This is a genomic window from Salmonella sp. JXY0409-18 (assembly GCF_020268625.1).
GTDB classification, from domain to species: domain Bacteria; phylum Pseudomonadota; class Gammaproteobacteria; order Enterobacterales; family Enterobacteriaceae; genus Salmonella; species Salmonella enterica.
Window position 1 is genome coordinate 1,882,513 of the sequence record NZ_CP084216.1, and the last position, 26,514, is coordinate 1,909,026.

A 26,514-nucleotide genomic window follows, 5' to 3' on the forward strand; every position below is an offset into this window, starting at 1 on the left:
ACTAATGAGACCGTTTGTGAGTCTCAATATGATGATAAGGAGGAGACAAGGGTGGCAGAACCGTTAACCGTATCCCCCGAACTCACTGCGAACTATGCGTATTTTTTTGACCTTGATGGCACATTGGCAGAGATAAAGCCTCATCCCGATCAGGTAGTGGTACCGCATAAAATCCTTCAGTTGTTAGACCGTCTCGCGGCGCACAACGCAGGGGCACTGGCATTGATTTCAGGGCGTTCAATGACTGAGCTGGATGCTTTGGCGAAGCCTTTTCGCTTTCCGCTCGCTGGCGTTCACGGTGCAGAGCGTCGTGACATCAATGGTAAAACCCATATCGTGCGCCTTCCTGAAGCGGTAGTCCGTGAGGTGGAGGCGTTATTACGTTCGACGCTTGTAGCGCTGCCCGGAACGGAGCTGGAGACGAAGGGGATGGCGTTTGCGCTGCACTACCGTCAGGCTCCGGAACATGAAGCGGCGCTATTGGCGCTTGCGCAACACGTTACGCAGCACTGGCCGCAACTGGCGTTGCAGCCTGGTAAATGTGTTGTGGAAATCAAACCTAAGGGAACCAATAAAGGCGAAGCGATTGCCGCCTTTATGCAGGAGGCGCCCTTTGCGGGACGGATTCCCGTTTTTGTGGGCGACGATTTGACCGATGAGACTGGCTTTGGCGTGGTGAATCACGCTGGCGGAATTTCCGTAAAAGTGGGCGTCGGGGCAACCCAGGCGGCATGGCGGCTGGAAAGCGTACCCGATGTCTGGCGCTGGCTGGAGCAAATCAATTATCCACAACAAGAACAACAAGTAATGAATAACAGGAGAGATGGCTATGAGTCGTTTAGTCGTAGTATCTAATCGAATTGCCCCCCCGGATAATAAAGGCGGCGCCGGCGGCCTCGCCGTTGGCGTGCTTGGCGCGCTAAAAGCGGCTGGCGGGTTGTGGTTCGGCTGGAGTGGCGAGACAGGTAACGAGGATGAGCCATTAAAAAAGGTGACAAAAGGTAATATTACCTGGGCATCGTTTAACCTGAGTGAACAAGATTACGAAGATTATTACTGTCAATTTTCCAATGCGGTTCTCTGGCCTGCGTTCCATTATCGTCTGGACCTGGTACAGTTTCAGCGTCCTGCATGGGAAGGCTATATGCGGGTGAATGCGTTATTAGCGGATAAGTTATTGCCCCTCATTAAAGAGAACGACATCATTTGGGTGCATGACTACCACCTGTTACCGTTCGCCAGCGAGCTGCGTAAACGCGGCGTGAACAACCGAATTGGTTTTTTCCTGCATATTCCATTCCCGACCCCGGAGATTTTTAACGCTTTACCGCCGCATGATGAACTGCTGGAGCAGTTGTGTGACTTTGATCTGCTCGGGTTCCAGACCGAAAATGATCGCCTGGCTTTTCTGGATAGCCTTTCGAGTCAAACGCGAGTCACGACTCGCAGCGGCAAGCAGCATATGGCGTGGGGTAAAGACTTCCAGACAGAAGTGTATCCTATCGGTATTGAGCCCGATGAGATTGCTCTGCAGGCAGCCGGGCCGTTGCCGCCTAAACTGGCGCAGCTCAAGGCGGAACTGAAAAATGTGAAGAATATTTTTTCCGTTGAGCGGCTGGATTATTCGAAAGGGCTGCCGGAACGCTTTCTGGCGTATGAAGCGCTACTGGAAAACTACCCGCAGCATCGGGGAAAAATTCGTTATACCCAAATTGCGCCTACGTCACGCGGCGAAGTACAGGCATATCAGGATATTCGCCACCAGCTTGAGACGGAAGCAGGCCGGATTAATGGGAAATATGGACAATTGGGCTGGACGCCGCTCTATTATCTGAATCAGCATTTTGACCGTAAACTGTTAATGAAGATATTCCGTTATTCAGACGTCGGGCTCGTCACCCCGTTGCGTGACGGGATGAACCTGGTGGCGAAAGAGTTTGTCGCCGCGCAGGACCCCGCTAATCCTGGCGTACTGGTACTGTCACAGTTTGCCGGCGCGGCGAATGAACTGACGTCGGCGTTAATCGTCAATCCTTACGATCGGGATGACGTGGCGGCGGCGCTCAATCGTGCGTTAACGATGCCCCTTGCCGAGCGTATTTCGCGCCATGCGGAAATGCTGGACGTGATCGTTAAAAATGACATTAACCGCTGGCAGGAGCGTTTTATTCATGACCTAAAGGAGGTCACGCCGCGTAGCCCTGAGCGTCAGCAGCAGAACAACGTGGCGACGTTCCCTAAGCTGGCCTGAAATATTGCGAGCGGCGACTAGTCGCCCGCTAACGGCACCAGCAACACATCTACCTGGCTGGCGCTGACGACACTTTTTGCCGAGCAGGACGCGCGCGAAAAGAAACTGTGGTTATGGTTGCCGCAAATGACCAGATCAACATGGTGTTTGCGGCACACAGCCAAAATATGCTGGCTTAACTCACCTGATGCGATGAAAGTTTGTTCAATCGGATAATCCGCCTTTTCCCCCAGCATCTTAAGAAAATTCTCAGTTTCCTCATGCATAACCGCGCGTAAATCCTCCATCATGGGCGCGGCGAACTGGTTATACAGTTCGGGATCGGAAGCGAGAGTAATCAGGCTTACTTTCGCCTGAACAGGGCGGGCGATAGAGACCGCTTTAGCCAGTAGCTGGTGACTTTCCGGGGTGACGGCAACGGCGACAAGAATATGGGTGTAGCTCATAACTCGCTCCTTGATTGCAAGAATATGAGATTGTGCTTTAGCTTTACTCTGTTTAGCGCATTTCTGCAATGCGCTAATGCCACATTAATGTGAAGGACATCATAATTAATCATTAATTATTCTTATGTAAAGAATCGTGGCATAAGACACTTTTTACACACCACCAGGATGCTTTATTTAAACGGGTGAACAAGGAAAGCTAAAAGTTAAATCAAATGAGCTTATTTTTAACAGAGGAGGGCGTATGCTGTGACGAGATTAATTAATAACGTTTAATATTTAAGCCACTGTTTACTAAAGGTAAAATAGAATCGTTTCTAAAATAGAAATAATAGCCTGTTATCTATTATCCTGGCGTTATTTTAACAGAGAGAAACAAAAAAGAATTTGGTGTTGACGTCCCCCTATTCAGCAGTGTGGAATAGAAAAAGTGAACATTAGGTTATTAATTAAACAAAGTAAAAGCCATGCTGATGGTTTTATAGTAAGTATTCTGTTAAATTATGTGATCTACATCACATATTTTCTAAAATCGCCGTCCCGCTCCGTTGTATGTCACGAAGCTGACGAGTAGAGTTGCGTCGAATTAGGAAAAATCTTAGGCATTTGTAAAAATTGATGTAAACGTGTAAGGCGAATCTCAGTGGGAAGCTGCGTTATACGTCACAATGTCCACAATGTCTGAGCGCTGCTATGCATTTGACCTTTTTGCTTCTTTTACCGGGCCTTCCCGGCGACATCACGGGGTGCGGCTACGTCGCACAAAAATAAAGTTGGTTATTCTGGATGGGAACAATGCATACATCCGAGTTGCTAAAACACATTTATGACATCAATTTGTCATATTTACTCCTTGCACAGCGTTTGATCGTCCAGGACAAAGCATCTGCGATGTTCCGCCTCGGTATCAACGAAGAGATGGCAAACACACTGGGCGCGTTGACCTTGCCGCAGATGGTCAAACTGGCGGAGACGAACCAGTTAGTTTGTCATTTCCGGTTTGACGATCATCAGACGATCACCCGTTTGACTCAGGATTCGCGCGTCGATGATTTACAGCAGATTCACACAGGTATCATGCTTTCAACGCGTCTGCTCAATGAAGTGGACGATACGGCGCGTAAGAAAAGGGCATGATAATGAGTGAAAAAAGCATTGTTCAGGAAGCTCGCGATATCCAGTTGGCGATGGAGTTGATTAATCTTGGCGCTCGTCTACAAATGCTGGAAAGCGAAACACAGCTCAGCCGTGGTCGCCTCATCAGGCTGTACAAAGAATTACGCGGTAGCCCGCCGCCTAAAGGGATGCTGCCATTTTCGACAGACTGGTTTATGACCTGGGAGCAAAATATTCATGCCTCCATGTTCTGCAACGCCTGGCAATTTTTACTGAAGACCGGCTTATGCAGCGGTGTGGATGCGGTGATTAAAGCTTATCGGCTTTATCTTGAGCAGTGTCCGCAACCGCCTGAAGGGCCGTTGTTGGCGCTGACTCGCGCATGGACGCTGGTGCGTTTTGTTGAAAGTGGGTTGCTTGAATTGTCGAGCTGTAACTGCTGCGGTGGGAACTTTATTACCCATGCGCATCAGCCCGTGGGCAGCTTTGCGTGTAGTTTATGCCAGCCGCCATCCCGCGCAGTAAAAAGACGTAAACTTTCCCGAGATGCTGCCGATATTATTCCACAACTGCTGGATGAACAGATCGAACAGGCTGTTTAACCGAAACGGTGTGGACAAACACTCCAGCAGCGGTAAGTCATTACCGCTGCTTTTTTTTGCCTTGCCTTCGCGTTAATCGCCCGACTGCGCATCCTGTCATAGTCAACAGCGGAAGGATGATGTCGTGCTTATCTTATTAGGTTACCTGGTGGTTATCGGTACAGTTTTCGGCGGTTATGTCATGACCGGCGGACACCTTGGGGCACTCTATCAACCTGCTGAACTGGTCATCATTGGCGGCGCGGGGATAGGGGCGTTCATTGTCGGCAACAACGGGAAGGCCATCAAAGGCACGATGAAAGCGATCCCGTTGTTATTTCGTCGTTCGAAATACACGAAATCTATGTACATGGATTTGCTGGCGTTGCTCTATCGCCTGATGGCCAAATCACGCCAGCAGGGGATGTTCTCCCTTGAACGCGATATTGAAAATCCGAAAGAGAGTGAAATCTTCGCCAGTTATCCGCGTATTCTGGCCGATGCGGTAATGCTTGATTTTATTGTCGATTATCTGCGCCTGATCATCAGCGGCAACATGAATACGTTCGAAATTGAAGCGTTGATGGATGAAGAGATTGAAACCCATGAAAGCGAGGCGGAAGTCCCGGCCAACAGTCTGGCGATGGTGGGGGATTCGCTGCCTGCCTTTGGTATCGTCGCGGCGGTAATGGGGGTGGTTCACGCTCTGGCTTCAGCCGATCGCCCGGCAGCGGAGTTGGGGGCGCTGATTGCCCATGCCATGGTAGGTACGTTCCTCGGTATTTTACTGGCTTATGGATTCATTTCACCGTTAGCGACCGTTTTGCGCCAGAAGAGCGCCGAAACCACCAAGATGATGCAGTGCGTAAAAATTACACTGCTGTCTAATCTGAACGGCTATGCGCCGCCGATTGCCGTGGAATTTGGTCGTAAAACGCTTTATTCCAGTGAGCGTCCATCATTTATTGAGTTGGAAGAACACGTTCGCGCAGTGAGAAACCCAAACCAGCAGCAGACGACTGAGGAAGCATGAAAAATCAGGCTCATCCCATTGTCGTCGTAAAACGCCGCAGGCACAAACCGCACGGCGGCGGGGCGCACGGTTCCTGGAAAATTGCCTACGCCGATTTTATGACGGCGATGATGGCTTTTTTTCTGGTGATGTGGCTGATTTCCATCTCCAGCCCTAAAGAATTAATTCAGATTGCCGAATATTTTCGTACGCCGTTGGCCACCGCGGTAACGGGGGGGAACCGGATTGCCAATAGCGAGAGCCCGATACCAGGCGGCGGCGATGATTACACCCAACAGCAGGGTGAAGTGGAAAAGCAGCCGAATATCGACGAGCTGAAAAAACGGATGGAGCAGAGTCGGTTAAACAAACTGCGCGGCGATCTGGATCAGCTGATCGAATCCGATCCCAAACTGCGCGCGTTACGTCCGCATCTGAAAATTGATTTAGTTCAGGAGGGGTTGCGCATCCAGATTATCGACAGCCAGAACCGCCCGATGTTTAAAACCGGCAGCGCCGAAGTTGAGCCGTATATGCGCGATATCCTGCGTGCGATTGCGCCAGTGTTAAACGGTATACCTAATCGCATTAGCCTGGCCGGCCATACCGATGACTTTCCCTACGCGAACGGCGAAAAAGGCTATAGCAACTGGGAGTTATCCGCCGATCGCGCCAATGCCTCGCGTCGCGAACTGGTCGCTGGCGGGCTGGATAACGGAAAAGTATTACGGGTGGTTGGCATGGCCGCCACGATGCGGCTGAGCGATCGCGGTCCTGATGACGCCATCAACCGCCGTATAAGTCTGCTGGTGTTAAACAAACAGGCGGAACAGGCCATTTTGCATGAAAACGCTGAAAGCCAGAATGAGCCGGTAAGTGTATTACAACAGCCTGCGGCAGCCCCGCCGGCAAGCGTACCCACATCGCCAAAAGCGGAACCGAGGTGATAGCGTGAGCATGGATATTAGCGATTTTTATCAGACATTTTTTGATGAAGCTGACGAGCTGTTGGCTGATATGGAGCAGCATCTGCTGGATTTGGTGCCGGAATCCCCGGACGCTGAACAACTGAACGCCATTTTTCGCGCGGCGCACTCCATTAAAGGCGGCGCGGGCACATTCGGCTTCACTATTCTGCAGGAAACCACACATTTAATGGAAAACCTGCTGGATGAAGCCCGACGCGGTGAAATGCAGCTCAATACCGACATTATCAACCTGTTTTTGGAAACGAAAGATATTATGCAGGAACAGCTCGACGCCTATAAAAACTCCGAAGAGCCGGATGCCGCAAGCTTCGAATATATCTGCAATGCGCTACGCCAGTTGGCGCTGGAGGCGAAAGGCGAAACCACGCCGGCGGTCGTAGAAACCGCGGCACTAAGCGCGGCGATCCAGGAAGAGAGCGTAGCCGAAACTGAATCGCCTCGTGACGAGAGTAAACTGCGCATTGTACTTTCACGGTTGAAAGCCAATGAGGTCGATCTGCTTGAAGAAGAGTTGGGCAATCTGGCTACTCTGACGGATGTCGTTAAGGGAGCGGATTCACTGTCGGCAACTCTGGATGGCAGCGTCGCGGAAGATGACATTGTCGCGGTGCTCTGTTTTGTCATCGAGGCCGATCAGATCGCTTTTGAAAAAGTAGTCGCCGCGCCCGTGGAAAAAGCGCAAGAGAAAACCGAGGTAACGCCGGTAGCGCCTCCGGCAGTCGTTGCGCCAGCCGCCAAAAGCGCGGCGCATGAACATCATGCGGGGCGTGAAAAACCTGCGCGTGAACGCGAGTCCACCAGCATTCGCGTGGCGGTAGAGAAAGTAGATCAGCTCATAAACCTGGTCGGCGAGTTAGTGATTACCCAGTCAATGTTGGCCCAGCGTTCTAATGAGCTGGACCCGGTAAACCACGGCGATCTCATTACCAGTATGGGTCAGTTACAACGTAACGCCCGCGACTTACAAGAGTCGGTGATGTCGATTCGCATGATGCCTATGGAGTACGTCTTCAGCCGTTTCCCGCGTCTGGTACGCGATTTAGCGGGTAAACTGGGCAAGCAGGTAGAGCTGACGCTGGTGGGGAGCTCCACTGAACTTGATAAAAGCCTGATCGAACGCATTATCGACCCGCTGACGCACCTGGTGCGCAACAGTCTCGACCACGGGATTGAAATGCCGGAAAAACGCCTTGAGGCGGGGAAAAATGTTGTCGGCAATCTGATTCTTTCCGCAGAACATCAGGGCGGGAATATTTGTATTGAAGTGACCGATGACGGCGCGGGGCTTAACCGTGAGCGTATCCTGGCGAAGGCCATGTCGCAGGGGATGGCGGTGAATGAAAACATGACCGACGATGAAGTAGGCATGTTGATCTTCGCGCCGGGATTCTCAACTGCGGAACAGGTCACGGATGTCTCCGGTCGCGGCGTTGGCATGGATGTGGTGAAACGTAACATTCAGGAGATGGGCGGTCACGTTGAGATCCAGTCAAAACAAGGCTCCGGCACCACGATTCGTATTCTGCTGCCGCTGACGCTGGCCATCCTCGATGGGATGTCGGTTCGCGTGGCGGGGGAAGTTTTTATCCTGCCGTTGAATGCGGTGATGGAGTCGCTGCAACCGCGTGAAGAGGATCTTCATCCGCTGGCGGGCGGCGAACGGGTTCTGGAAGTTCGCGGCGAGTATTTGCCGCTGGTCGAATTGTGGAAAGTGTTTGACGTGGACGGGGCGAAAACCGAAGCCACGCAGGGCATTGTTGTGATCCTGCAAAGCGCGGGACGCCGTTACGCGCTGCTGGTCGATCAGCTCATCGGTCAGCACCAGGTGGTGGTCAAAAATCTGGAAAGCAATTATCGCAAGGTACCGGGGATTTCCGCCGCGACGATCCTGGGCGACGGCAGCGTCGCGCTGATTGTTGATGTTTCCGCATTGCAGGGTTTAAACCGCGAACAACGTATGGCGATCACAGCCGCCTGATTGAGTGAGAAGGGAATAATATGACCGGTATGAGTAATGTAAGCAAACTGGCCGGCGAGCCGTCAGGTCAGGAATTCCTGGTGTTTACACTGGGAAATGAAGAGTACGGCATCGATATCCTGAAAGTGCAGGAGATCCGTGGCTATGACCAGGTGACGCGTATCGCCAATACACCGGCCTTTATAAAAGGGGTGACTAACCTGCGCGGCGTGATTGTACCCATTGTCGATCTGCGCGTGAAATTCTGTGAAGGCGACGTTGAGTATGATGACAATACGGTAGTGATCGTACTGAATCTGGGGCAACGCGTCGTCGGGATAGTGGTAGACGGTGTGTCTGACGTACTGTCGTTAACGGCGGAACAAATCCGTCCGGCGCCAGAATTTGCCGTGACCTTGTCAACAGAATATTTGACGGGATTGGGCGCGCTCGGCGAGCGTATGCTGATTCTGGTGAATATCGAAAAACTGCTTAACAGCGAAGAGATGGCGCTGCTGGATATCGCAGCATCACACGTCGCGTAATAACGTTGCCGGATGGCGTCGCGCCATCCGGCAATATTCACCGTTATGCTTCCGCCAGCGGTGAGAGTGCCTCTTCATCGCCCGCGCCCAGCCCCTGCATTTTGCGTCGGCATCGCCGCTGCGACACTGTTATTGTCAATGTCGTCTTCCGGAACAGCGTATTTCCTTTTTGCAAAAGTAAAGTTATCACCGCAGGTGCCGATAACGTTGATAACTCGTTATCAGGAAGGTGCCTTATGTTTAACCGTATCCGCGTTGTCACAATGCTGATGATGGTGCTGGGGGTTTTCGCACTGCTACAGCTTGTTTCCGGTGGTTTGCTGTTTTCTTCATTACAGCATAACCAGCAAGGTTTTGTTATTTCTAACGAATTACGCCAGCAACAAAGCGAACTCACGTCGACATGGGACTTAATGCTGCAAACGCGCATTAACCTGAGCCGCTCCGCCGCACGCATGATGATGGACGCTTCTAACCAGCAGAGCAGCGCCAAAACGGATTTACTCCAGAATGCAAAAACGACCCTCGCACAGGCGGCGGCGCACTACGCCAATTTCAAAAACATGACGCCATTGCCAGCGATGGCGGAGGCCAGCGCGAACGTCGATGAAAAATATCAGCGCTATCAGGCCGCATTAACCGAACTTATTCAGTTTCTGGACAATGGCAATATGGATGCCTACTTCGCCCAGCCAACCCAGGGAATGCAAAACGCGTTGGGCGAGGCGCTGGGCAATTACGCCCGGGTGAGCGAAAACCTGTACCGCCAGACATTTGATCAAAGCGCTCATGACTACCGTTTTGCGCAATGGCAACTGGGGGTTCTTGCGGTCGTGCTGGTGCTGATTTTGATGGTGGTTTGGTTCGGCATTCGTCATGCCCTGCTTAACCCATTAGCGCGAGTGATTACTCATATCCGTGAAATTGCCAGCGGCGATCTGACGAAAACGCTCACCGTCTCAGGACGTAATGAAATTGGCGAACTGGCGGGAACGGTTGAACATATGCAACGCTCGCTGATTGACACCGTGACGCAGGTTCGTGAAGGTTCGGATGCGATTTATTCCGGCACCAGTGAAATTGCCGCCGGTAATACCGACCTCTCTTCCCGTACCGAACAGCAAGCCTCCGCTCTGGAGGAGACGGCGGCCAGCATGGAACAACTGACGGCCACCGTGAAGCAAAACGCCGATAACGCCCGTCAGGCTTCGCAACTGGCGCAAAGCGCCTCCGAGACCGCGCGTCATGGCGGCAAAGTGGTCGACGGCGTAGTAAACACTATGCACGAAATTGCCGACAGTTCGAAAAAAATCGCTGACATTATCAGCGTTATCGACGGTATTGCCTTCCAAACTAACATTCTGGCGCTGAACGCGGCGGTAGAAGCGGCGCGCGCGGGAGAGCAGGGGCGCGGTTTTGCGGTCGTGGCAGGCGAGGTGCGTAATCTGGCCAGCCGCAGCGCCCAGGCGGCGAAAGAAATAAAAGCGTTGATTGAAGATTCCGTCTCGCGTGTCGATACCGGTTCAGTGCTGGTGGAAAGCGCCGGGGAAACCATGACTGACATCGTCAATGCCGTTACACGCGTCACGGATATCATGGGCGAAATCGCCTCCGCCTCGGATGAGCAAAGCCGGGGTATCGATCAGGTCGCTTTGGCCGTTTCCGAAATGGATCGCGTAACGCAACAGAACGCCTCGCTGGTTCAGGAATCCGCAGCGGCCGCCGCCGCGCTGGAAGAGCAGGCCAGCCGTCTGACCCAGGCGGTATCGGCTTTCCGCCTGGCATCGCGACCGCTGGCGGTAAATAAACCTGAGATGCGTTTATCAGTGGACGCTCAGTCCGGCAATACGCCGCGGCCCTTAGCCGCCGGGGATGATGCGAACTGGGAAACCTTCTGATCGACGTGCGCTGTGTGCTGTCGGTTATCGATTAATTTGCGAACCCGCCGATCCCTTTCGTCTGGTTCGCATAGATAAAAGCAAAAAATGTGTAATACGGGAAGCATGGCGCTGCCGCAGGGCGCGCCCGTTGTACTTTGAATGTGATTAAGAAGGCGCTATGACATCATCTCTGCCCCCCGGGCAAACGTCAGTATTGTTACAGATGACACAGCGCCTCGCGCTGTCCGACGCGCATTTTCGTCGGATATGTCAATTAATCTACCAGCGCGCAGGGATCGTGCTGGCCGACCATAAGCGGGATATGGTTTATAACCGCCTGGTCCGTCGGCTGCGTGCCCTGGGACTGGATGATTTTGGCCGTTATCTCAGTATGCTGGAGGCTAATCAAAACAGCGCTGAGTGGCAGGCTTTTATCAACGCTCTGACTACCAACCTGACCGCTTTTTTTCGCGAGGCGCACCATTTTCCCATCCTTGCGGAACATGCGCGTCGCCGCCACGGCGAGTACCGCGTCTGGAGTGCGGCGGCATCGACAGGAGAAGAACCTTACAGTATCGCCATTACGCTGGCGGATGCGTTGGGGATGGCCCCCGGTCGCTGGAAAGTATTCGCCAGCGATATTGATACTGAAGTGCTGGAAAAAGCGAGAAGCGGTATTTATCGCCTCAGCGAACTGAAAACGTTATCGCCGCAGCAGCTACAACGTTACTTCATGCGCGGTACGGGGCCGCATGAAGGACTGGTGCGCGTGCGTCAGGAACTGGCCAATTATGTTGAATTTTCCTCCGTTAATTTGTTGGAAAAGCAGTACAACGTACCCGGTCCCTTTGACGCGATTTTTTGCCGTAACGTCATGATCTATTTTGATAAAACGACTCAGGAGGACATTCTGCGCCGTTTTGTTCCACTCCTTAAACCTGACGGACTGTTGTTTGCCGGTCACTCAGAAAACTTTAGCAACCTCGTGCGCGAGTTTAGCCTGCGCGGACAGACGGTGTATGCGCTAAGTAAGGATAAAGCATGAGTAAAATCAGGGTATTGTCAGTTGATGATTCTGCGCTAATGCGCCAAATCATGACTGAAATTATTAATAGCCATAGCGACATGGAGATGGTGGCGACTGCGCCGGACCCGTTGGTCGCCAGGGATCTCATCAAAAAATTTAATCCGGACGTATTGACCCTGGACGTTGAGATGCCGCGTATGGACGGCCTCGATTTTCTGGAAAAACTGATGCGCCTGCGACCGATGCCGGTGGTGATGGTCTCTTCGCTGACCGGTAAAGGTTCCGAAGTGACGCTACGGGCGCTGGAGTTGGGGGCCATCGATTTTGTCACTAAACCGCAGCTTGGCATTCGTGAAGGTATGCTGTCGTATAGCGAGATGATCGCCGAAAAAGTGCGTACCGCCGCGCGGGCCCGCATCGCCGCACATAAACCGATGGCGGCCCCGGCAACCTTAAAAGCCGGTCCGCTCCTCAGTTCGGAGAAACTGATTGCTATCGGTGCTTCAACGGGCGGTACTGAAGCTATCCGACATGTGCTGCAACCGCTGCCGCTTTCCAGTCCGGCAGTGATTATTACGCAGCATATGCCGCCTGGCTTTACCCGCTCGTTTGCCGAGCGTCTGAATAAACTCTGTCAAATCAGCGTGAAGGAGGCGGAGGACGGCGAACGCGTATTGCCAGGTCATGCCTACATTGCGCCCGGCGACAAGCATATGGAGCTGGCGCGTAGCGGGGCGAATTATCAAATCAAAATTCATGATGGCCCGCCGGTAAACCGGCATCGGCCTTCCGTGGATGTGCTGTTTCATTCGGTGGCGAAACACGCGGGGCGCAACGCCGTAGGCGTCATTCTTACGGGGATGGGCAACGATGGCGCCGCTGGAATGTTAGCGATGTACCAGGCTGGCGCCTGGACCATTGCGCAAAACGAAGCAAGTTGTGTGGTGTTCGGCATGCCGCGCGAGGCCATCAATATGGGTGGCGTAAGCGAAGTGGTCGATCTTAGCCAGGTAAGCCAGCAGATGCTGGCGAAAATCAGTGCCGGACAGGCGATACGTATTTGAACCAGGAGTAGTATTTTATGGCGGATAAAGAGCTTAAATTTTTGGTTGTGGATGACTTTTCGACTATGCGTCGTATCGTGCGCAACCTCTTAAAAGAGCTTGGATTTAACAATGTGGAAGAGGCCGAAGACGGCGTCGATGCGCTGAACAAGCTCCAGGCGGGCGGCTTTGGTTTTATTATCTCCGACTGGAACATGCCGAATATGGATGGCCTGGAGCTGCTGAAAACCATTCGCGCCGATAGCGCCATGTCGGCGTTACCCGTGTTGATGGTCACGGCGGAAGCCAAGAAAGAGAATATTATCGCCGCCGCACAGGCTGGCGCCAGCGGTTATGTCGTAAAACCGTTCACCGCAGCGACTCTGGAAGAGAAGCTCAACAAAATCTTTGAGAAACTGGGCATGTGAGGATGCGATGATGATGCAACCATCTATCAAGCCTGCTGATGAAGGCTCAGCAGGAGACATCATTGCGCGCATCGGTAGTCTGACCCGAATGCTGCGCGACAGCCTGCGTGAACTGGGACTGGACCAGGCGATTGCCGAAGCGGCGGAGGCGATCCCTGATGCGCGCGACCGTCTGGATTACGTCGTCCAGATGACGGCGCAGGCGGCGGAACGCGCGCTAAACAGTGTCGAAGCCTCGCAGCCGCATCAGGATGCGATGGAAAAAGAGGCGAAAGCGCTAACCCAACGTTGGGACGAGTGGTTTGACAATCCGATCGAGCTTTCCGACGCCCGTGAACTGGTGACGGATACGCGCCAGTTTCTCAGGGATGTCCCGGGTCATACCAGCTTTACTAACGCGCAACTGCTGGACATCATGATGGCGCAGGATTTCCAGGATCTGACGGGTCAGGTGATCAAACGCATGATGGACGTGATTCAGGAGATTGAACGCCAGTTGTTAATGGTGCTGCTGGAAAACATCCCGGAACAGAGCGCGCGACCAAAACGCGAGAACGAAAGCTTACTTAACGGCCCGCAGGTAGATACCTCGAAAGCTGGCGTCGTCGCCAGTCAGGATCAGGTGGACGACCTGCTGGACAGTCTTGGCTTTTAAGTTTTTTTGACCTGATGGCGCTGCGCTTATCGGGTCCGAATCCGTCAACCAGGTCGGATACGAGACTTTCTTATCGTATCCGGCTATCTCTATTAACGCCATAAACCCCGCCTTTTTTACCGCTTACTCTGCCCATTGGCGTAAAGCGGTTCTGGCATCATTCTCGCTTATCAATCTATCCAGGGTTTGCTGCGTGGCAGAAGAGAGCGACGACGACAAAACAGAAGCCCCCACACCCCACCGACTTGAAAAAGCGCGGGAAGAAGGGCAGATCCCCCGTTCCAGAGAACTGACCTCACTGCTGATATTGCTGGTGGGCGTTTGTATTATTTGGTTCGGCGGCGAGTCGTTAGCGCGGCAGCTGGCGGGAATGCTCTCAGCAGGCCTGCACTTCGATCACCGTATGGTAAACGATCCTAACCTGATCCTGGGGCAGATAATTTTGCTGATTAAAGCGGCGATGATGGCACTGCTACCGCTCATCGCGGGCGTGGTGCTGGTGGCGCTTATCTCGCCGGTTATGCTTGGCGGCCTGATTTTTAGCGGTAAGTCGCTACAGCCAAAATTTTCTAAATTAAACCCGCTGCCGGGAATTAAGCGCATGTTTTCGGCGCAGACCGGCGCGGAACTGCTAAAAGCGGTGTTGAAATCCACGCTGGTCGGCTGCGTTACCGGCTTTTATCTCTGGCATAACTGGCCGCAAATGATGCGTCTGATGGCGGAGTCGCCGATCGTCGCAATGGGGAATGCGCTGGATCTGGTTGGACTCTGCGCGTTACTGGTGGTACTGGGCGTGATTCCGATGGTGGGATTTGACGTGTTTTTCCAGATCTTTAGCCACCTGAAAAAATTACGCATGTCGCGACAGGACATTCGCGACGAATTTAAAGAGAGCGAAGGCGATCCGCATGTTAAGGGCAAAATTCGCCAGATGCAACGCGCCGCCGCGCAGCGCCGCATGATGGAAGATGTGCCGAAAGCGGACGTCATTGTCACTAACCCGACGCACTATTCCGTGGCGCTGCAGTATGACGAAAACAAAATGAGCGCGCCGAAAGTGGTCGCGAAGGGGGCTGGATTAATAGCGCTGCGCATTCGCGAGATCGGCGCTGAACATCGGGTTCCCACTTTAGAAGCGCCGCCGCTGGCGCGGGCATTATATCGCCACGCCGAAATCGGTCAGCAAATTCCCGGGCAGTTATATGCTGCCGTTGCGGAAGTGTTGGCCTGGGTCTGGCAGCTTAAACGCTGGCGGCTTGCGGGCGGGCAACGTCCTCCACAACCTGAGAACCTTCCGGTGCCAGAAGCGCTGGATTTTATGAACGAGAAGAATACTGATGGCTAATCTGGTCGCGATGCTGCGCCTGCCCAGCAACCTGAAATCGACGCAATGGCAAATTCTTGCCGGGCCGATCCTCATTCTGCTGATTTTGTCGATGATGGTGCTGCCGCTACCTGCTTTTATCCTCGACTTATTGTTTACCTTTAATATTGCGCTATCGATTATGGTGCTGCTGGTGGCGATGTTTACCCAGCGTACTCTGGATTTTGCCGCGTTTCCGACCATTCTGCTGTTTACCACGCTACTGCGTCTGGCGCTTAACGTAGCCTCAACGCGCATTATTTTGATGGAAGGGCATACCGGCGCGGCGGCGGCGGGAAAGGTGGTGGAGGCGTTTGGTCATTTCCTGGTCGGCGGTAACTTCGCGATCGGGATTGTGGTTTTTATCATCCTCGTCATTATCAACTTCATGGTCATCACCAAAGGCGCCGGACGTATTGCCGAAGTCGGCGCGCGCTTTGTGCTGGACGGTATGCCCGGCAAGCAAATGGCGATTGACGCCGATCTTAATGCCGGTCTGATTGGTGAAGACGAGGCCAAAAAACGGCGTTCGGAAGTCACTCAGGAAGCCGATTTCTACGGCTCGATGGACGGGGCAAGTAAATTTGTGCGCGGCGACGCCATCGCCGGTATTCTCATCATGGTCATTAACGTGGTAGGCGGGCTGCTGGTCGGCGTATTGCAGCACGGAATGAGCATAGGCAGCGCGGCGGAAAGCTACACCCTGCTGACCATTGGCGACGGCCTGGTCGCCCAGATCCCGGCGCTGGTTATCTCCACGGCGGCGGGCGTCATTGTGACCCGCGTCAGTACCGATCAGGATGTAGGCGAGCAGATGGTTGGCCAACTGTTCAGTAATCCAAGGGTGATGCTGCTGGCGGCGGCGGTGCTGGGGCTGCTTGGCATGGTGCCAGGAATGCCTAACCTGGTATTTTTACTCTTTACCGCCGCTTTGCTCGGCCTGGCATGGTGGCTGCGCGGGCGTGAAGAAAAAGCGCCGGAGGAGCCGCAGCCGGTAAAAATGCCGGAAAATAACTCGGTGGTCGAAGCCACCTGGAATGACGTACAGCTTGAGGATTCACTGGGGATGGAAGTGGGCTACCGCCTGATCCCGATGGTGGATTTTCAACAGGATGGCGAATTGCTCGGACGTATTCGCAGTATTCGTAAAAAATTCGCTCAGGATATGGGGTTCCTGCCGCCGGTTGTCCATATTCGCGACAATATGGATTTACAGCCTGCGCGCTACCGTATTTTGATGAAAGGGGTAGAGATTGGCAGCGGGGACGCCTATCCGGGACGCTGGCTGGCTATTAACCCCGGCACGGCGGCGGGAACGCTACCGGGTGAGAAAACCGTCGATCCAGCTTTTGGCCTTGATGCCATCTGGATTGAAAGCGCCCTGAAAGAGCAGGCGCAAATTCAGGGCTTTACCGTTGTTGAAGCCAGTACCGTTGTGGCGACGCACCTTAACCACTTGATTGGCCAATTCTCCGCCGAACTGTTTGGCCGCCAGGAAGCGCAGCAACTGTTGGATCGTGTCTCTCAGGAGATGCCTAAACTCACGGAAGATCTGGTCCCCGGCGTCGTGACCCTCACGACTTTACATAAAGTCCTGCAAAACTTACTGGCGGAAAAAGTCCCGATTCGCGATATGCGCACCATTCTGGAAACGCTGGCGGAACATGCGCCGTTACAAAGCGATCCGCATGAATTAACCGCCGTGGTACGCGTGGCATTAGGACGAGCGATTACGCAACAGTGGTTCCCCGGTAATGAAGAAGTGCAGGTGATTGGCCTGGATACCGCGCTGGAGCGTTTGCTGCTTCAGGCATTGCAGGGCGGCGGTGGACTTGAGCCGGGGTTGGCGGATCGCCTGCTGGCGCAGACGCAAGAGGCGCTTTCTCGCCAGGAGATGCTTGGCGCGCCGCCGGTATTACTGGTTAACCATGCGCTACGTCCATTATTGTCCCGCTTTTTGCGGCGCAGTTTACCGCAGCTGGTGGTGTTGTCGAACCTTGAGCTTTCCGATAACCGTCATATCCGCATGACGGCGACCATTGGAGGAAAATAATGCGTAAATGGCTGGCGTTGTTGCTCTTTCCCCTGACGGTTCAGGCCGCAGGCGAAGGCGCGTGGCAGGATAGCGGTATGGGCGTAACCTTAAATTACCGGGGCGTTTCCGCATCGTCTTCGCCATTGTCGGCGCGTCAGCCGGTTTCCGGTGTGATGACGTTGGTCGCCTGGCGTTATGAACTGAATGGCCCGACCCCCGCGGGCTTACGGGTACGTTTATGTTCCCAGTCCCGTTGCGTAGAACTTGATGGTCAGAGTGGCACGACCCACGGTTTTGCTCATGTTCCCGCAGTCGAGCCGCTCCGCTTTGTCTGGGAAGTCCCCGGCGGCGGCCGACTTATCCCGGCGTTAAAAGTGCGGAGCAATCAGGTGATTGTGAACTACCGCTAACCGCCCCTTTCTTTACCAGGTAACAGACCTGACTCTCTTTTTGAATAAATAGAAACACCGTTTTATAAAATGGTGAGGTAGGTTGCCGAACTCTTTGCGTTTTTGCCATTTACGCTCTGGCAATGGCAGAAACAAAAAGGTTTCCGCCCAGCTTAGCTTTTACTGTAGCGAATCGACTGCGTCGGCGGTAAAACTGCACGCAGCACTGAATTCGACATTACACAGAGGTTAAGCAAATGATGGTTTATCCAGTCAAACACAGTCCGCTATTGCGTCAGCCTGAGCATTTTATCGCCAGAGATGAACTAAAAGCCCTGGTGCAAAAGGTGACGCATAACCTGGTCAATATTAAAGATGAGACAGGCGAATTTTTATTGCGACTGGACGACGGACGCGTGATCGATACTAAAGGCTGGGCCGGATGGGAGTGGACGCACGGCGTGGGCCTGTACGGAATGTATCACTATTACCAACAGACCGGCGACCAGACGATGCGTAAGATCATTGATGACTGGTTTGCCGATCGTTTTGCGGAAGGCGCGACGACGAAAAACGTTAATACGATGGCGCCATTTTTAACGCTGGCGTATCGCTATGAAGAGACGCGTAATCCAGCGTATTTACCGTGGCTGGAAACGTGGGCCGAATGGGCGATGAATGAAATGCCCCGAACCGATCACGGTGGAATGCAGCACATCACGCTGGCGGAGGAAAATCATCAGCAGATGTGGGACGACACGCTAATGATGACGGTGCTGCCGCTGGCGAAAATCGGTAAGCTGCTGAACCGGCCGGAATATGTGGAAGAGGCAACCTATCAGTTCCTGCTACACGTGCAGAATTTGATGGATAAAGAGACGGGGCTGTGGTTCCACGGCTGGAGCTATGACGGTCATCATAACTTCGCTAACGCTCGCTGGGCGCGCGGCAACAGTTGGCTGACCATTGTGATCCCGGATTTTCTTGAACTGCTGGACTTGCCGGAAAATAATGCCGTGCGCCGTTACCTGGTCCAGGTACTGAATGCGCAGATCGCCGCGCTGGCGAAATGTCAGGATGAAAGCGGTTTGTGGCATACGCTGCTTGACGATCCGCACTCTTATCTTGAGGCGTCGGCGACGGCGGGTTTTGCCTACGGTATTCTTAAAGCGGTGCGCAAACGCTATGTCGGGCGGCACTATGCGCAGGTGGCGGAAAAAGCTATTCGGGGGATAGTGAAACATATCTCGCCGGAAGGTGAACTGCTGCAAACGTCATTTGGCACTGGCATGGGCCACGATCTCGATTTTTACCGTCATATTCCGTTGACCTCTATGCCTTACGGGCAGGCGATGGCTATGCTGTGTTTGACGGAATATCTGCGTAACTATTTCTGATGTATGCGGATATTCCGGTCGTATCCTTGTCTGATGGCGCTTTGCTTATTTGACTATGGCGCCTGACCCGACTGTGTGGTATCAGCCTGTGGATCAAACAGGTGGTCAAGGATTTTTCGCATGATGGGCGCGGCGGTAACGCCGTCGCTTCCGCCGTTTTCCAGAATCAAGGCAATAGCGACCTTAGGGTTTTTATACGGTGCAAAAGCGGTATAAAACACATGATCGCGCAGGCGAATGGGGATCATTTTCGCATTGTAGGTCTGATTTTCTTTCAGGCTAAACACCTGCGACGTGCCGCTTTTGGCCGCAATGCCGTAGGGCGCGGTGTGAAAGAACTTATAGCCCGTTCCGTTGGGTGCATTCGCCATGCCGTACATCGCCTGACGCACCAGTCCCCAGTATGGCGACGCCGGATCGGCTATCTGTGCCGGTGTTCCTGAAGGGCGATACGGAACCACCGTTTTGCCGCTCTCTTCATTGAGTAACAGGTGAGGGGCAATCACCTTACCGTTGTTGATGAGCGCCACCATCGCTTTTACCATCTGGATGGGGGTGGCAATCCAGTAGCCCTGGCCGATGCCGACAGAGATGGTATCGCCCTGATACCAGGCTTTTTTATGGACCCGCTGTTTCCATGCGCGGCTGGGAAGCAGCCCGTCATACTCTTCATTAAGGTCGATCCCCGTCGGTTTGCCATAGCCGAACTGAGACAACATCGTGTCGATACGGTCAATACCCATCATATAAGCAACCTGATAGAAAAAGGTATCCGCAGATTCCTCAATCGCTTTAGTGACATCCAGCATACCGTGTCCGGTTTTTTTCCAGTCCCGGTAATGCCGCTGCGTGCCGGGAAGCGTCCAGGTTGGCGCGCCAAAGAAGGTGGTTTGCGGCGTAATAATCCCGCATAACAGCGCGGACATCGCCATATAGGGTTTAACCGTTGACGCCGGGGGATAAAGCCCTTGCGTCACGCGGTTGATCAGCGGCAGATTTTTATCGTGCAGCAGTTTGCCGTAATCCTGATAGCTAATGCCTTTTACAAAGGGGTTCGGGTCGTAGCTGGGCATAGATACCATCGCCAGCACTGAACCATCGTGCGGATCTTCAACCAGTACGGCAGCACGCTGCCCGGCCAGCAAACTTTCAATGTACTCTTGTAAATGGAGATCCAGCGTCAGGTGAATATTCTTACCCGCGATGGGAGGAACGTCTTTCAGCAGGCGGACAATACGCCCGTGATTATCCACCTCGACCTCCTGATAACCGGTTTTGCCATGAAGATCGTTTTCGTAGTAACGCTCAATCCCCTGTTTACCGATGTTATGGTCCGCCGCGTAATTCTCTGCCAGCCCTTTTTTATCCAGCGCTTTAAGGTCGTTATCGTTTATCTTTGACACGTAACCGAGAACATGCGCCAGCTCCGCGCCGTAAGGATACTGCCGATCCTGATAGCTATTGATCGTGACGCCGTTGAAATGAAACTGATTGACCGCAAAGCGTGCGATTTCAACATCCGTTAGCGCGTTTTTGAGCACCACCGGACGATAGCGGCTACTGGATTTTAGCGCATGGCGAAAGTCGGCAATATCATCGGGGGAGAGATCAACAATAGGGGTGAGCTGTTTTAGCAGCGCATCCATATCGGCAATTTTATAGGGCGTAACCGCGATATCATACCAGGTTACGTTACGCACCAGCGGAATGCCGTTGCGATCGTAAATGATGCCGCGCGTGGGCGCAACGGGTAGCATCTTGATATCGTTCTCATTCGAACGGGTGGTGTAGTAGTGGTGCTGGCGGATTTGCAAGTTATAGAGGTTGAAGATCAGGATACCAAAGCAGACAACCACTACACCAAACGCCACAATCACACGTCTCAGGAAGAGTTTCTCTTCCGCATCAAAGTCTTTAAAAGTCATTACCTGTACCTGAACAATCCGCCGCCTAATGATACGGGGCGGTCAGCGCCAGCACAGGTAAAAGATGTTCCATCTCTCTATAGAAATGTGTCATTCCTTGTGATTTGTTACAGATATACCGCTGTGGCAATAAAAAGGCCTGAGTCCGTTACCCGGAGTCAGGCCTGATGATGTTAACGACGGCGCGTTTACATGCGTTCTACGGTTTCGATACCCAACGTATCCAGACCCAGTTTCAGCGTTTTCGCCGTCAGTTGCGCCAGTTTTAGGCGGCTATTGCGAACCGCGTCATTCTCGGCGCTGAGAATAGGGCAGTGCTCGTAGAAGCCGGAGAACAGCCCGGCGACGTCATACAGATACGCGCACATGACGTGCGGCGTACCTTCACGCGCGACCACCGTCAGGGTTTCTTCAAACTGCAGCAGACGGGCAGCGAGCTGCGCTTCGCGATCTTCGCTAATGATAACCGGCGCGCTCGCCAGCGCCTGCTCGTCGATGTCCGCTTTACGGAAAACAGACAGCACACGCGTATAGGCATACTGCATATAAGGAGCGGTATTGCCTTCGAAAGCCAACATATTATCCCAGTCGAAGATATAGTCAGTGGTGCGGTTTTTTGACAGATCGGCGTATTTCACCGCGCCAATACCGACGGCGTTAGCCAGTTTTTCCAGCTCGTCAGCCGGCATATCCGGGTTCTTCTCCGCCACCAGACGACGCGCGCGCTCCAGCGCCTCATCCAGCAGGTCCGCCAGTTTCACCGTACCGCCCGCGCGAGTTTTAAACGGTTTACCGTCTTTACCCAACATCATGCCGAACATGTGGTGTTCCAGCGGAACGGAATCCGGCACATAACCGGCTTTGCGCACAATGGTCCAGGCTTGCATCAGGTGCTGGTGCTGACGGGAGTCAATGTAGTAGAGCACGCGGTCGGCGTGCAGCGTTTCGTAACGGTATTTGGCGCAGGCGATATCGGTAGTGGTATACAGATAACCGCCATCTTTCTTCTGAATAATGACGCCCATCGGGTCGCCTTCCTTGTTTTTAAACTCATCAAGGAAAACCACCGTTGCGCCTTCGCTTTCAACCGCCAGGCCTTTGGCTTTCAGATCGGCGACGATGCCCGGCAGCATCGGATTATACAGACTTTCGCCCATCACATCGTCACGCGTCAGAGTGACGTTCAGACGATCATAGGTGATCTGGTTTTGCGTCATCGTGATATCAACCAGCTTACGCCACATCTCACGGAAATAGGTATCACCGCTCTGCAATTTGACGACGTAGTTACGCGCGCGCTCGGCAAACGCTTCATCTTCGTCATAATGCTTTTTCGCATCGCGGTAGAATCCTTCGAGATCCGCCAGCGCCATGTCGCCCGCGTTTTCCTGCTGCTGTTTTTCCAGCCAGGCGATAAGCATACCGAACTGGGTGCCCCAGTCGCCGACGTGGTTAGCGCGAATAACATGATGGCCCAGAAACTCCAGCGTGCGTACTGCCGCATCGCCGATAATCGTGGAGCGTAGATGACCGACGTGCATCTCTTTCGCGACGTTGGGCGCGGAGTAGTCGACGACAATCGTCTGACGAGTCGGCTGAGAAACGCCCAGACGTTCGGAGGCCAGCGCCTGTTGCACCTGTTCAGCGAGAAAAGCCGGTTCGAGGAAAATATTGATAAAGCCAGGGCCGGCGATTTCAACCTTGCTGGCGATGCCGCTGAGATCCAGATGAGTCAGCACCTGCTCTGCAAGTTGTCGGGGGGCCATACCCAGTTTTTTCGCAACTGCCATCATGCCGTTGGCCTGATAGTCGCCGAACTGAACTTTGGCTGACTGACGAACCTGGGGCTCGCAATCTGCAGGCGCGCCTGCAGCAATCATGGCCTGACTAACTTTTTCTGAGAGAAGAGCCTGAATATTCACCGGAATACCTTACGTTTATGAAGCGGACTGTATTGCCCGCGCCAGTTTAAGAATTAGGGCGGGAGTATACTGCAAATGCCCGTTGGCGTCAGCATTGCGCGCGCGGCGCGTCGCCTGAAATATACGCAACAATAATCTGCATAAGCATTCAATAAACGCCCAACCAAATCAAAGGTTGGTTGCCGGGGCGCAACAGCGTAAATTAGCGGTTTTCACAGCAAGAAGAGCGTCCTGATATGGCGAACTGGCAACACATTGATGAACTGCATGATATTTCCGCAGATTTACCGCGATTCACTCTGGCGTTCAGAGAACTTTCCACTCGCCTTGGTCTGCAGATTAGCGCCCTTGAGGCCGATCACATTTCATTGCGCTGTCACCAGAATACGACGGCGGAGCGTTGGCGTCGCGGTTTTGAACAATGCGGCGAGCTACTGTCGGAAAATATCATCAACGGCAGGCCGATTTGTCTGTTTAAACTGCATGAACCGGTATGTGTGGAACACTGGCGGTTTTCTGTTATTGAATTACCGTGGCCGGGAGAAAAACGCTATCCACACGAAGGGTGGGAGCATATTGAAATCGTGCTGCCCGGCGAGCCGGAGACCTTGAACGCGCGGGCGCTGGCGTTGTTGTCGGATGAGGGGCTTAGTCAGCCGGGGATCGTGGTTAAAACCAGTTCGCCACAGGGCGAGCATGAACGTTTGCCAAACCCTACGCTGGCCGTGACCGATGGCCGCATCACGGTAAAATTTCATCCATGGTCGATTGAAGCGATTGTCGCCAGCGAACAGGCGGCCCATTAACCTGCCGAGCGGAGTGAATATGGCGTTACTTGAGATCTGTTGTTACAGCATGGAATGCGCGCTCACCGCGCAGCGAAACGGCGCGGATCGTATCGAACTGTGCGCCGCGCCGAAAGAAGGCGGGCTTACGCCTTCGCTGGGCGTCTTACGCAGCGTGCGCGAGCATATTACGATTCCCGTACATCCGATTATTCGTCCTCGTGGCGGGGATTTTTACTACACTGACGGCGAATTTGCCGCCATGCTGGAAGATATCCGCCTCGTCAGAGAGTTGGGGTTTCCTGGGCTGGTTACTGGCGTGTTGACCGTTGATGGGGATGTCGATATGTCGCGAATGGAAAAAATAATGGCGGCGGCCGGACCGCTGGCAGTGACATTCCACCGCGCCTTCGATATGTGCGCTAATCCCTTCAATGCGCTAAAGAATCTGGCTGACGCAGGCGTATCAAGAGTACTGACTTCCGGGCAAAAAGCCGATGCGGCGCAAGGTTTATCAATAATTATGGAACTTATTGCCCAGGGGGATGCTCCAATCATTATGGCTGGTGCGGGGGTTCGTGCAAATAACCTGCAGAATTTCCTCGATGCCGGAGTACGGGAAGTACACAGTTCCGCCGGAGTCTTACTGCCTTCGCCGATGCGCTATCGCAATCAGGGGTTATCGATGTCTGCCGATATACAGGCGGACGAGTATTCTCGCTATAGGGTAGAGGGTGCGGCGGTCGCTGAAATGAAAGGAATCATTGTTCGCCATCAGGCCAAATGATTTTTACCGTTGCATCATGTCGCCCAATATGATGCTTGCTCGTACCAGGCCCCTGCCAATTCAACAGGGGCCTTTTTTTCTCCTTCATATTTCAAGCCGCAGCAGCGTTGGCCGCCTCGCGCACCCCGGTCACGTAGCTACCTACGTTCCCGGGGATTTGCTGCGTTGCCGCCTTGCTGCAACTTGAACTATTTTGGAGAAACGGTGCTATACGTAACGGTCATTCGGCAATCCATCACGGTTTACGCGCAATCAGCACCGCGCGCTGCGGGGCGGGATAGCCTTCCACCGTCTTGCTGCGATCGTTCGGGTTAAGGAAATCGGCCAGCGACTCGGTAACCATCCACTCGGTACGGCGCTGCTCTTCGGTGGTAGTGACGCAAACGTCAGCGATACGCACATCAATAAAGCCGCATTTTTCCAGCCATTTTTTTAATGCCGGCGCGGAAGGAATAAAATAGACATTACGCATCTGCGCGTAGCGATCCCCGGGCACCAAAACGGTATTTTCGTCGCCGTCGACGACCAGCGTTTCCAGTACCAGTTCACCCTCGTTGACCAACTGATCTTTTAACTGCCACAGATGCTCCAGCGGCGAGCGACGGTGATAAAGCACCCCCATCGAGAAGACGGTATCAAATGCTTTCAGCGCCGGGAGTTGTTCAATGCCCAACGGCAGCAGATGCGCGCGCTGATCGTTACCCAACAGTTTACGCACCGCCTCAAACTGGCAGAGGAAAAGCTGCGTAGGATCGATGCCGACCGCCAGATGTGCGCCTGCGCCAATCATCCGCCACAGGTGATAGCCGCTGCCGCAGCCGACATCAAGGATCGTCCGGCCAGTTAAATCTGACAGATGCGGCAGTACGCGATCCCACTTCCAGTCGGAGCGCCATTCGGTATCAATATCTACGCCATAAAGCGAGAACGGGCCTTTACGCCACGGCATCAGATTACGCAGCAATGTATCAATACGCTTTAGCTGACCTTCGCTGAGCGGCGTTTCGCTTTCCGCCGTGACGCTGTGCAGTAAATCCAGCCGCCAGGGCGTAATTTCCGGTAAAAATTCTACCGCGTTCGACCACTGTTTAAACAAGCCATGCTGCTGCTCGCGTTGCCAGGCGGCAATCTGCGCGGGCAATGTTTCCAGCCAGTGGGAGAGGTGATTTTTAGCAATGAGCTGATAAAAGTTACCAAACTCGATCATGCGGCAACTCCGGCTTTTAACGCGACAAGCGACCCGAAATTAAAGCACTGGAACCACAGTTCGCTGTGTTCGAAACCCGCCTTACGCAGGCGCGCTTTATGTGTTTCCACCGAGTCGGTGAGCATCACGTTTTCCAGCATACTGCGCTTCTGGCTGATCTCCAGTTCGCTGTACCCATTAGCGCGTTTAAAATCGTGGTGCATGTTGAATAACAGCTCGCCCACTTTCGCGTCTTCAAAGCTAAATTTTTCCGACAGTACCAGCGCGCCGCCGGGATTCAACCCCAGGTAAATCTTATCCAGCAATGCCTGGCGTTCGGCAGGTTCAAGGAATTGCAGGGTAAAATTCAGCACCACCATCGAGGCGTTTTCAATAGTGATATCGCGGATATCGCCTTCAACGACTTCAACCGGCGTAGGCGCTTTATACGCATCAATATGACGGCGGCAGCGTTCAATCATGGCCGGGGAGTTATCGACGGCGATAATGCGACAATGCTCATGGCGGATATTACGCCGAACAGACAGCGTCGCGGCACCCAGCGAGCAGCCCAGATCGTAGACCTGCGTGTTCGGCTGCACAAAGCGTTCAGCCAACATGCCAATCATGGAGATGATGTTGGAGTAGCCTGGTACCGAACGCTGAATCATGTCGGGGAAAACTTCGGCTACTCGTTCATCAAAAGTCCAGTCGCCGAGACGGGCGATAGGCGCAGAAAAAAGCGTGTCGCGGTGAGACATAACGTATACATCCGGGAAAAATAAAGGCGCATAT

25 protein-coding genes are annotated in these 26,514 nt (G+C 53.4%); 19 read left to right on the plus strand and 6 right to left on the minus strand.

What is annotated here, in order from left to right:
- Nucleotides 1–51 precede the first annotated feature (51 nt).
- A complete protein-coding gene (otsB, locus tag LDB27_RS08950; protein ID WP_000840115.1) occupies nt 52–855 on the plus strand; it encodes a trehalose-phosphatase in 804 nt (267 codons plus the stop codon).
- Nucleotides 830–2,251 carry an alpha,alpha-trehalose-phosphate synthase gene (gene otsA / locus LDB27_RS08955; RefSeq protein WP_000089046.1) on the plus strand — a complete coding sequence of 474 codons (1,422 nt, stop codon included), beginning with the start codon at nt 830–832 and terminating at the stop codon, nt 2,249–2,251. The genes otsB and otsA overlap by 26 nt, the downstream gene beginning before the upstream one ends.
- 17 nt (nt 2,252–2,268) lie before the next feature.
- Here otsA and uspC read toward each other — a convergent pair whose 3' ends face one another.
- Nucleotides 2,269–2,697, minus strand: coding sequence for a universal stress protein UspC (gene uspC, locus LDB27_RS08960; RefSeq protein ID WP_000122606.1), 429 nt, complete (start codon nt 2,695–2,697; stop codon nt 2,269–2,271).
- Nucleotides 2,694–2,810, minus strand: a complete 117-nt coding sequence (locus tag LDB27_RS08965) for a hypothetical protein (protein ID WP_001604673.1) — start codon at nt 2,808–2,810, stop codon at nt 2,694–2,696. The genes uspC and LDB27_RS08965 overlap by 4 nt, the downstream gene beginning before the upstream one ends.
- Nucleotides 2,811–3,492: 682 nt before the next feature.
- On the opposite strand from LDB27_RS08965, the gene flhD reads away from it, so the two are divergent.
- From flhD to LDB27_RS09040, 15 genes are all read left to right on the plus strand, one after another.
- Nucleotides 3,493–3,834, plus strand: coding sequence for a flagellar transcriptional regulator FlhD (gene flhD, locus LDB27_RS08970; RefSeq protein WP_001518146.1), 342 nt, complete (start codon nt 3,493–3,495; stop codon nt 3,832–3,834).
- Nucleotides 3,831–4,415, plus strand: coding sequence for a flagellar transcriptional regulator FlhC (flhC, locus tag LDB27_RS08975; protein ID WP_000605987.1), 585 nt, complete (start codon nt 3,831–3,833; stop codon nt 4,413–4,415). Before flhD ends, flhC begins: the two co-directional genes overlap by 4 nt.
- Before the next feature lie 124 nt (nt 4,416–4,539).
- Nucleotides 4,540–5,427, plus strand: a complete 888-nt coding sequence (motA, locus tag LDB27_RS08980) for a flagellar motor stator protein MotA (RefSeq protein ID WP_000906312.1) — start codon at nt 4,540–4,542, stop codon at nt 5,425–5,427.
- A complete protein-coding gene (gene motB / locus LDB27_RS08985) occupies nt 5,424–6,353 on the plus strand; it encodes a flagellar motor protein MotB (protein ID WP_000795653.1) in 930 nt (309 codons plus the stop codon). Before motA ends, motB begins: the two co-directional genes overlap by 4 nt.
- A 4-nt stretch (nt 6,354–6,357) precedes the next feature.
- Nucleotides 6,358–8,373 (plus strand): chemotaxis protein CheA, encoded by a 2,016-nt coding sequence (cheA, locus tag LDB27_RS08990; RefSeq protein ID WP_000061305.1) that lies wholly within the window; start codon nt 6,358–6,360, stop codon nt 8,371–8,373.
- Nucleotides 8,374–8,393: 20 nt separating this feature from the next.
- Nucleotides 8,394–8,897 (plus strand): chemotaxis protein CheW, encoded by a 504-nt coding sequence (gene cheW / locus LDB27_RS08995; protein ID WP_000147295.1) that lies wholly within the window; start codon nt 8,394–8,396, stop codon nt 8,895–8,897.
- Between the two features lie 236 nt (nt 8,898–9,133).
- Nucleotides 9,134–10,795, plus strand: coding sequence for a methyl-accepting chemotaxis protein II (gene tar, locus LDB27_RS09000; RefSeq protein ID WP_000483279.1), 1,662 nt, complete (start codon nt 9,134–9,136; stop codon nt 10,793–10,795).
- Nucleotides 10,796–10,955: 160 nt separating this feature from the next.
- A complete protein-coding gene (cheR, locus tag LDB27_RS09005; RefSeq protein WP_000204355.1) occupies nt 10,956–11,822 on the plus strand; it encodes a protein-glutamate O-methyltransferase CheR in 867 nt (288 codons plus the stop codon).
- On the plus strand, nt 11,819–12,868 hold the full coding sequence (gene cheB, locus LDB27_RS09010) for a protein-glutamate methylesterase/protein glutamine deamidase (protein WP_000036404.1): 1,050 nt from the start codon (nt 11,819–11,821) through the stop codon (nt 12,866–12,868). Before cheR ends, cheB begins: the two co-directional genes overlap by 4 nt.
- A gap of 17 nt (nt 12,869–12,885) precedes the next feature.
- Complete coding sequence (gene cheY, locus LDB27_RS09015) at nt 12,886–13,275, plus strand: chemotaxis response regulator CheY (protein WP_000763861.1); 390 nt, start codon at nt 12,886–12,888, stop codon at nt 13,273–13,275.
- 10 nt (nt 13,276–13,285) lie between these two features.
- Nucleotides 13,286–13,930, plus strand: a complete 645-nt coding sequence (cheZ, locus tag LDB27_RS09020; protein WP_000983586.1) for a protein phosphatase CheZ — start codon at nt 13,286–13,288, stop codon at nt 13,928–13,930.
- Between the two features lie 193 nt (nt 13,931–14,123).
- The gene (gene flhB / locus LDB27_RS09025; RefSeq protein WP_000797084.1) at nt 14,124–15,275 is read left to right on the plus strand and encodes a flagellar biosynthesis protein FlhB; all 1,152 of its coding nucleotides are present in this window, start codon (nt 14,124–14,126) and stop codon (nt 15,273–15,275) included.
- Nucleotides 15,268–17,346, plus strand: a complete 2,079-nt coding sequence (flhA, locus tag LDB27_RS09030) for a flagellar biosynthesis protein FlhA (RefSeq protein ID WP_000002386.1) — start codon at nt 15,268–15,270, stop codon at nt 17,344–17,346. The genes flhB and flhA overlap by 8 nt, the downstream gene beginning before the upstream one ends.
- Complete coding sequence (gene flhE, locus LDB27_RS09035) at nt 17,346–17,738, plus strand: flagellar protein FlhE (protein ID WP_001233619.1); 393 nt, start codon at nt 17,346–17,348, stop codon at nt 17,736–17,738. Before flhA ends, flhE begins: the two co-directional genes overlap by 1 nt.
- A 236-nt stretch (nt 17,739–17,974) precedes the next feature.
- Nucleotides 17,975–19,114 (plus strand): glycoside hydrolase family 105 protein, encoded by a 1,140-nt coding sequence (locus tag LDB27_RS09040; RefSeq protein ID WP_000989909.1) that lies wholly within the window; start codon nt 17,975–17,977, stop codon nt 19,112–19,114.
- 53 nt (nt 19,115–19,167) lie between these two features.
- Here the strand turns inward: LDB27_RS09040 and mrdA are convergent, their stop codons facing one another.
- Together mrdA and argS are read right to left on the minus strand one after the other, a co-directional pair.
- The gene (gene mrdA / locus LDB27_RS09045) at nt 19,168–21,039 is read right to left on the minus strand and encodes a penicillin-binding protein 2 (protein WP_000142857.1); all 1,872 of its coding nucleotides are present in this window, start codon (nt 21,037–21,039) and stop codon (nt 19,168–19,170) included.
- Between the two features lie 188 nt (nt 21,040–21,227).
- Nucleotides 21,228–22,961 carry an arginine--tRNA ligase gene (gene argS / locus LDB27_RS09050; protein ID WP_001025365.1) on the minus strand — a complete coding sequence of 578 codons (1,734 nt, stop codon included), beginning with the start codon at nt 22,959–22,961 and terminating at the stop codon, nt 21,228–21,230.
- A gap of 236 nt (nt 22,962–23,197) precedes the next feature.
- Here argS and LDB27_RS09055 point away from each other — a divergent pair, with 236 nt between their 5' ends.
- Together LDB27_RS09055 and cutC are read left to right on the plus strand one after the other, a co-directional pair.
- Complete coding sequence (locus LDB27_RS09055) at nt 23,198–23,767, plus strand: VOC family protein (RefSeq protein WP_000024794.1); 570 nt, start codon at nt 23,198–23,200, stop codon at nt 23,765–23,767.
- 19 nt (nt 23,768–23,786) lie between these two features.
- The gene (cutC, locus tag LDB27_RS09060; protein WP_001185781.1) at nt 23,787–24,533 is read left to right on the plus strand and encodes a copper homeostasis protein CutC; all 747 of its coding nucleotides are present in this window, start codon (nt 23,787–23,789) and stop codon (nt 24,531–24,533) included.
- 235 nt (nt 24,534–24,768) lie between these two features.
- Here cutC and cmoB read toward each other — a convergent pair whose 3' ends face one another.
- Both cmoB and cmoA read right to left on the minus strand, forming a co-directional pair.
- Nucleotides 24,769–25,740, minus strand: a complete 972-nt coding sequence (gene cmoB / locus LDB27_RS09065; protein WP_000569027.1) for a tRNA 5-methoxyuridine(34)/uridine 5-oxyacetic acid(34) synthase CmoB — start codon at nt 25,738–25,740, stop codon at nt 24,769–24,771.
- Nucleotides 25,737–26,480, minus strand: a complete 744-nt coding sequence (gene cmoA, locus LDB27_RS09070; RefSeq protein WP_000019607.1) for a carboxy-S-adenosyl-L-methionine synthase CmoA — start codon at nt 26,478–26,480, stop codon at nt 25,737–25,739. The genes cmoB and cmoA overlap by 4 nt, the downstream gene beginning before the upstream one ends.
- Nucleotides 26,481–26,514: the final 34 nt, after the last annotated feature.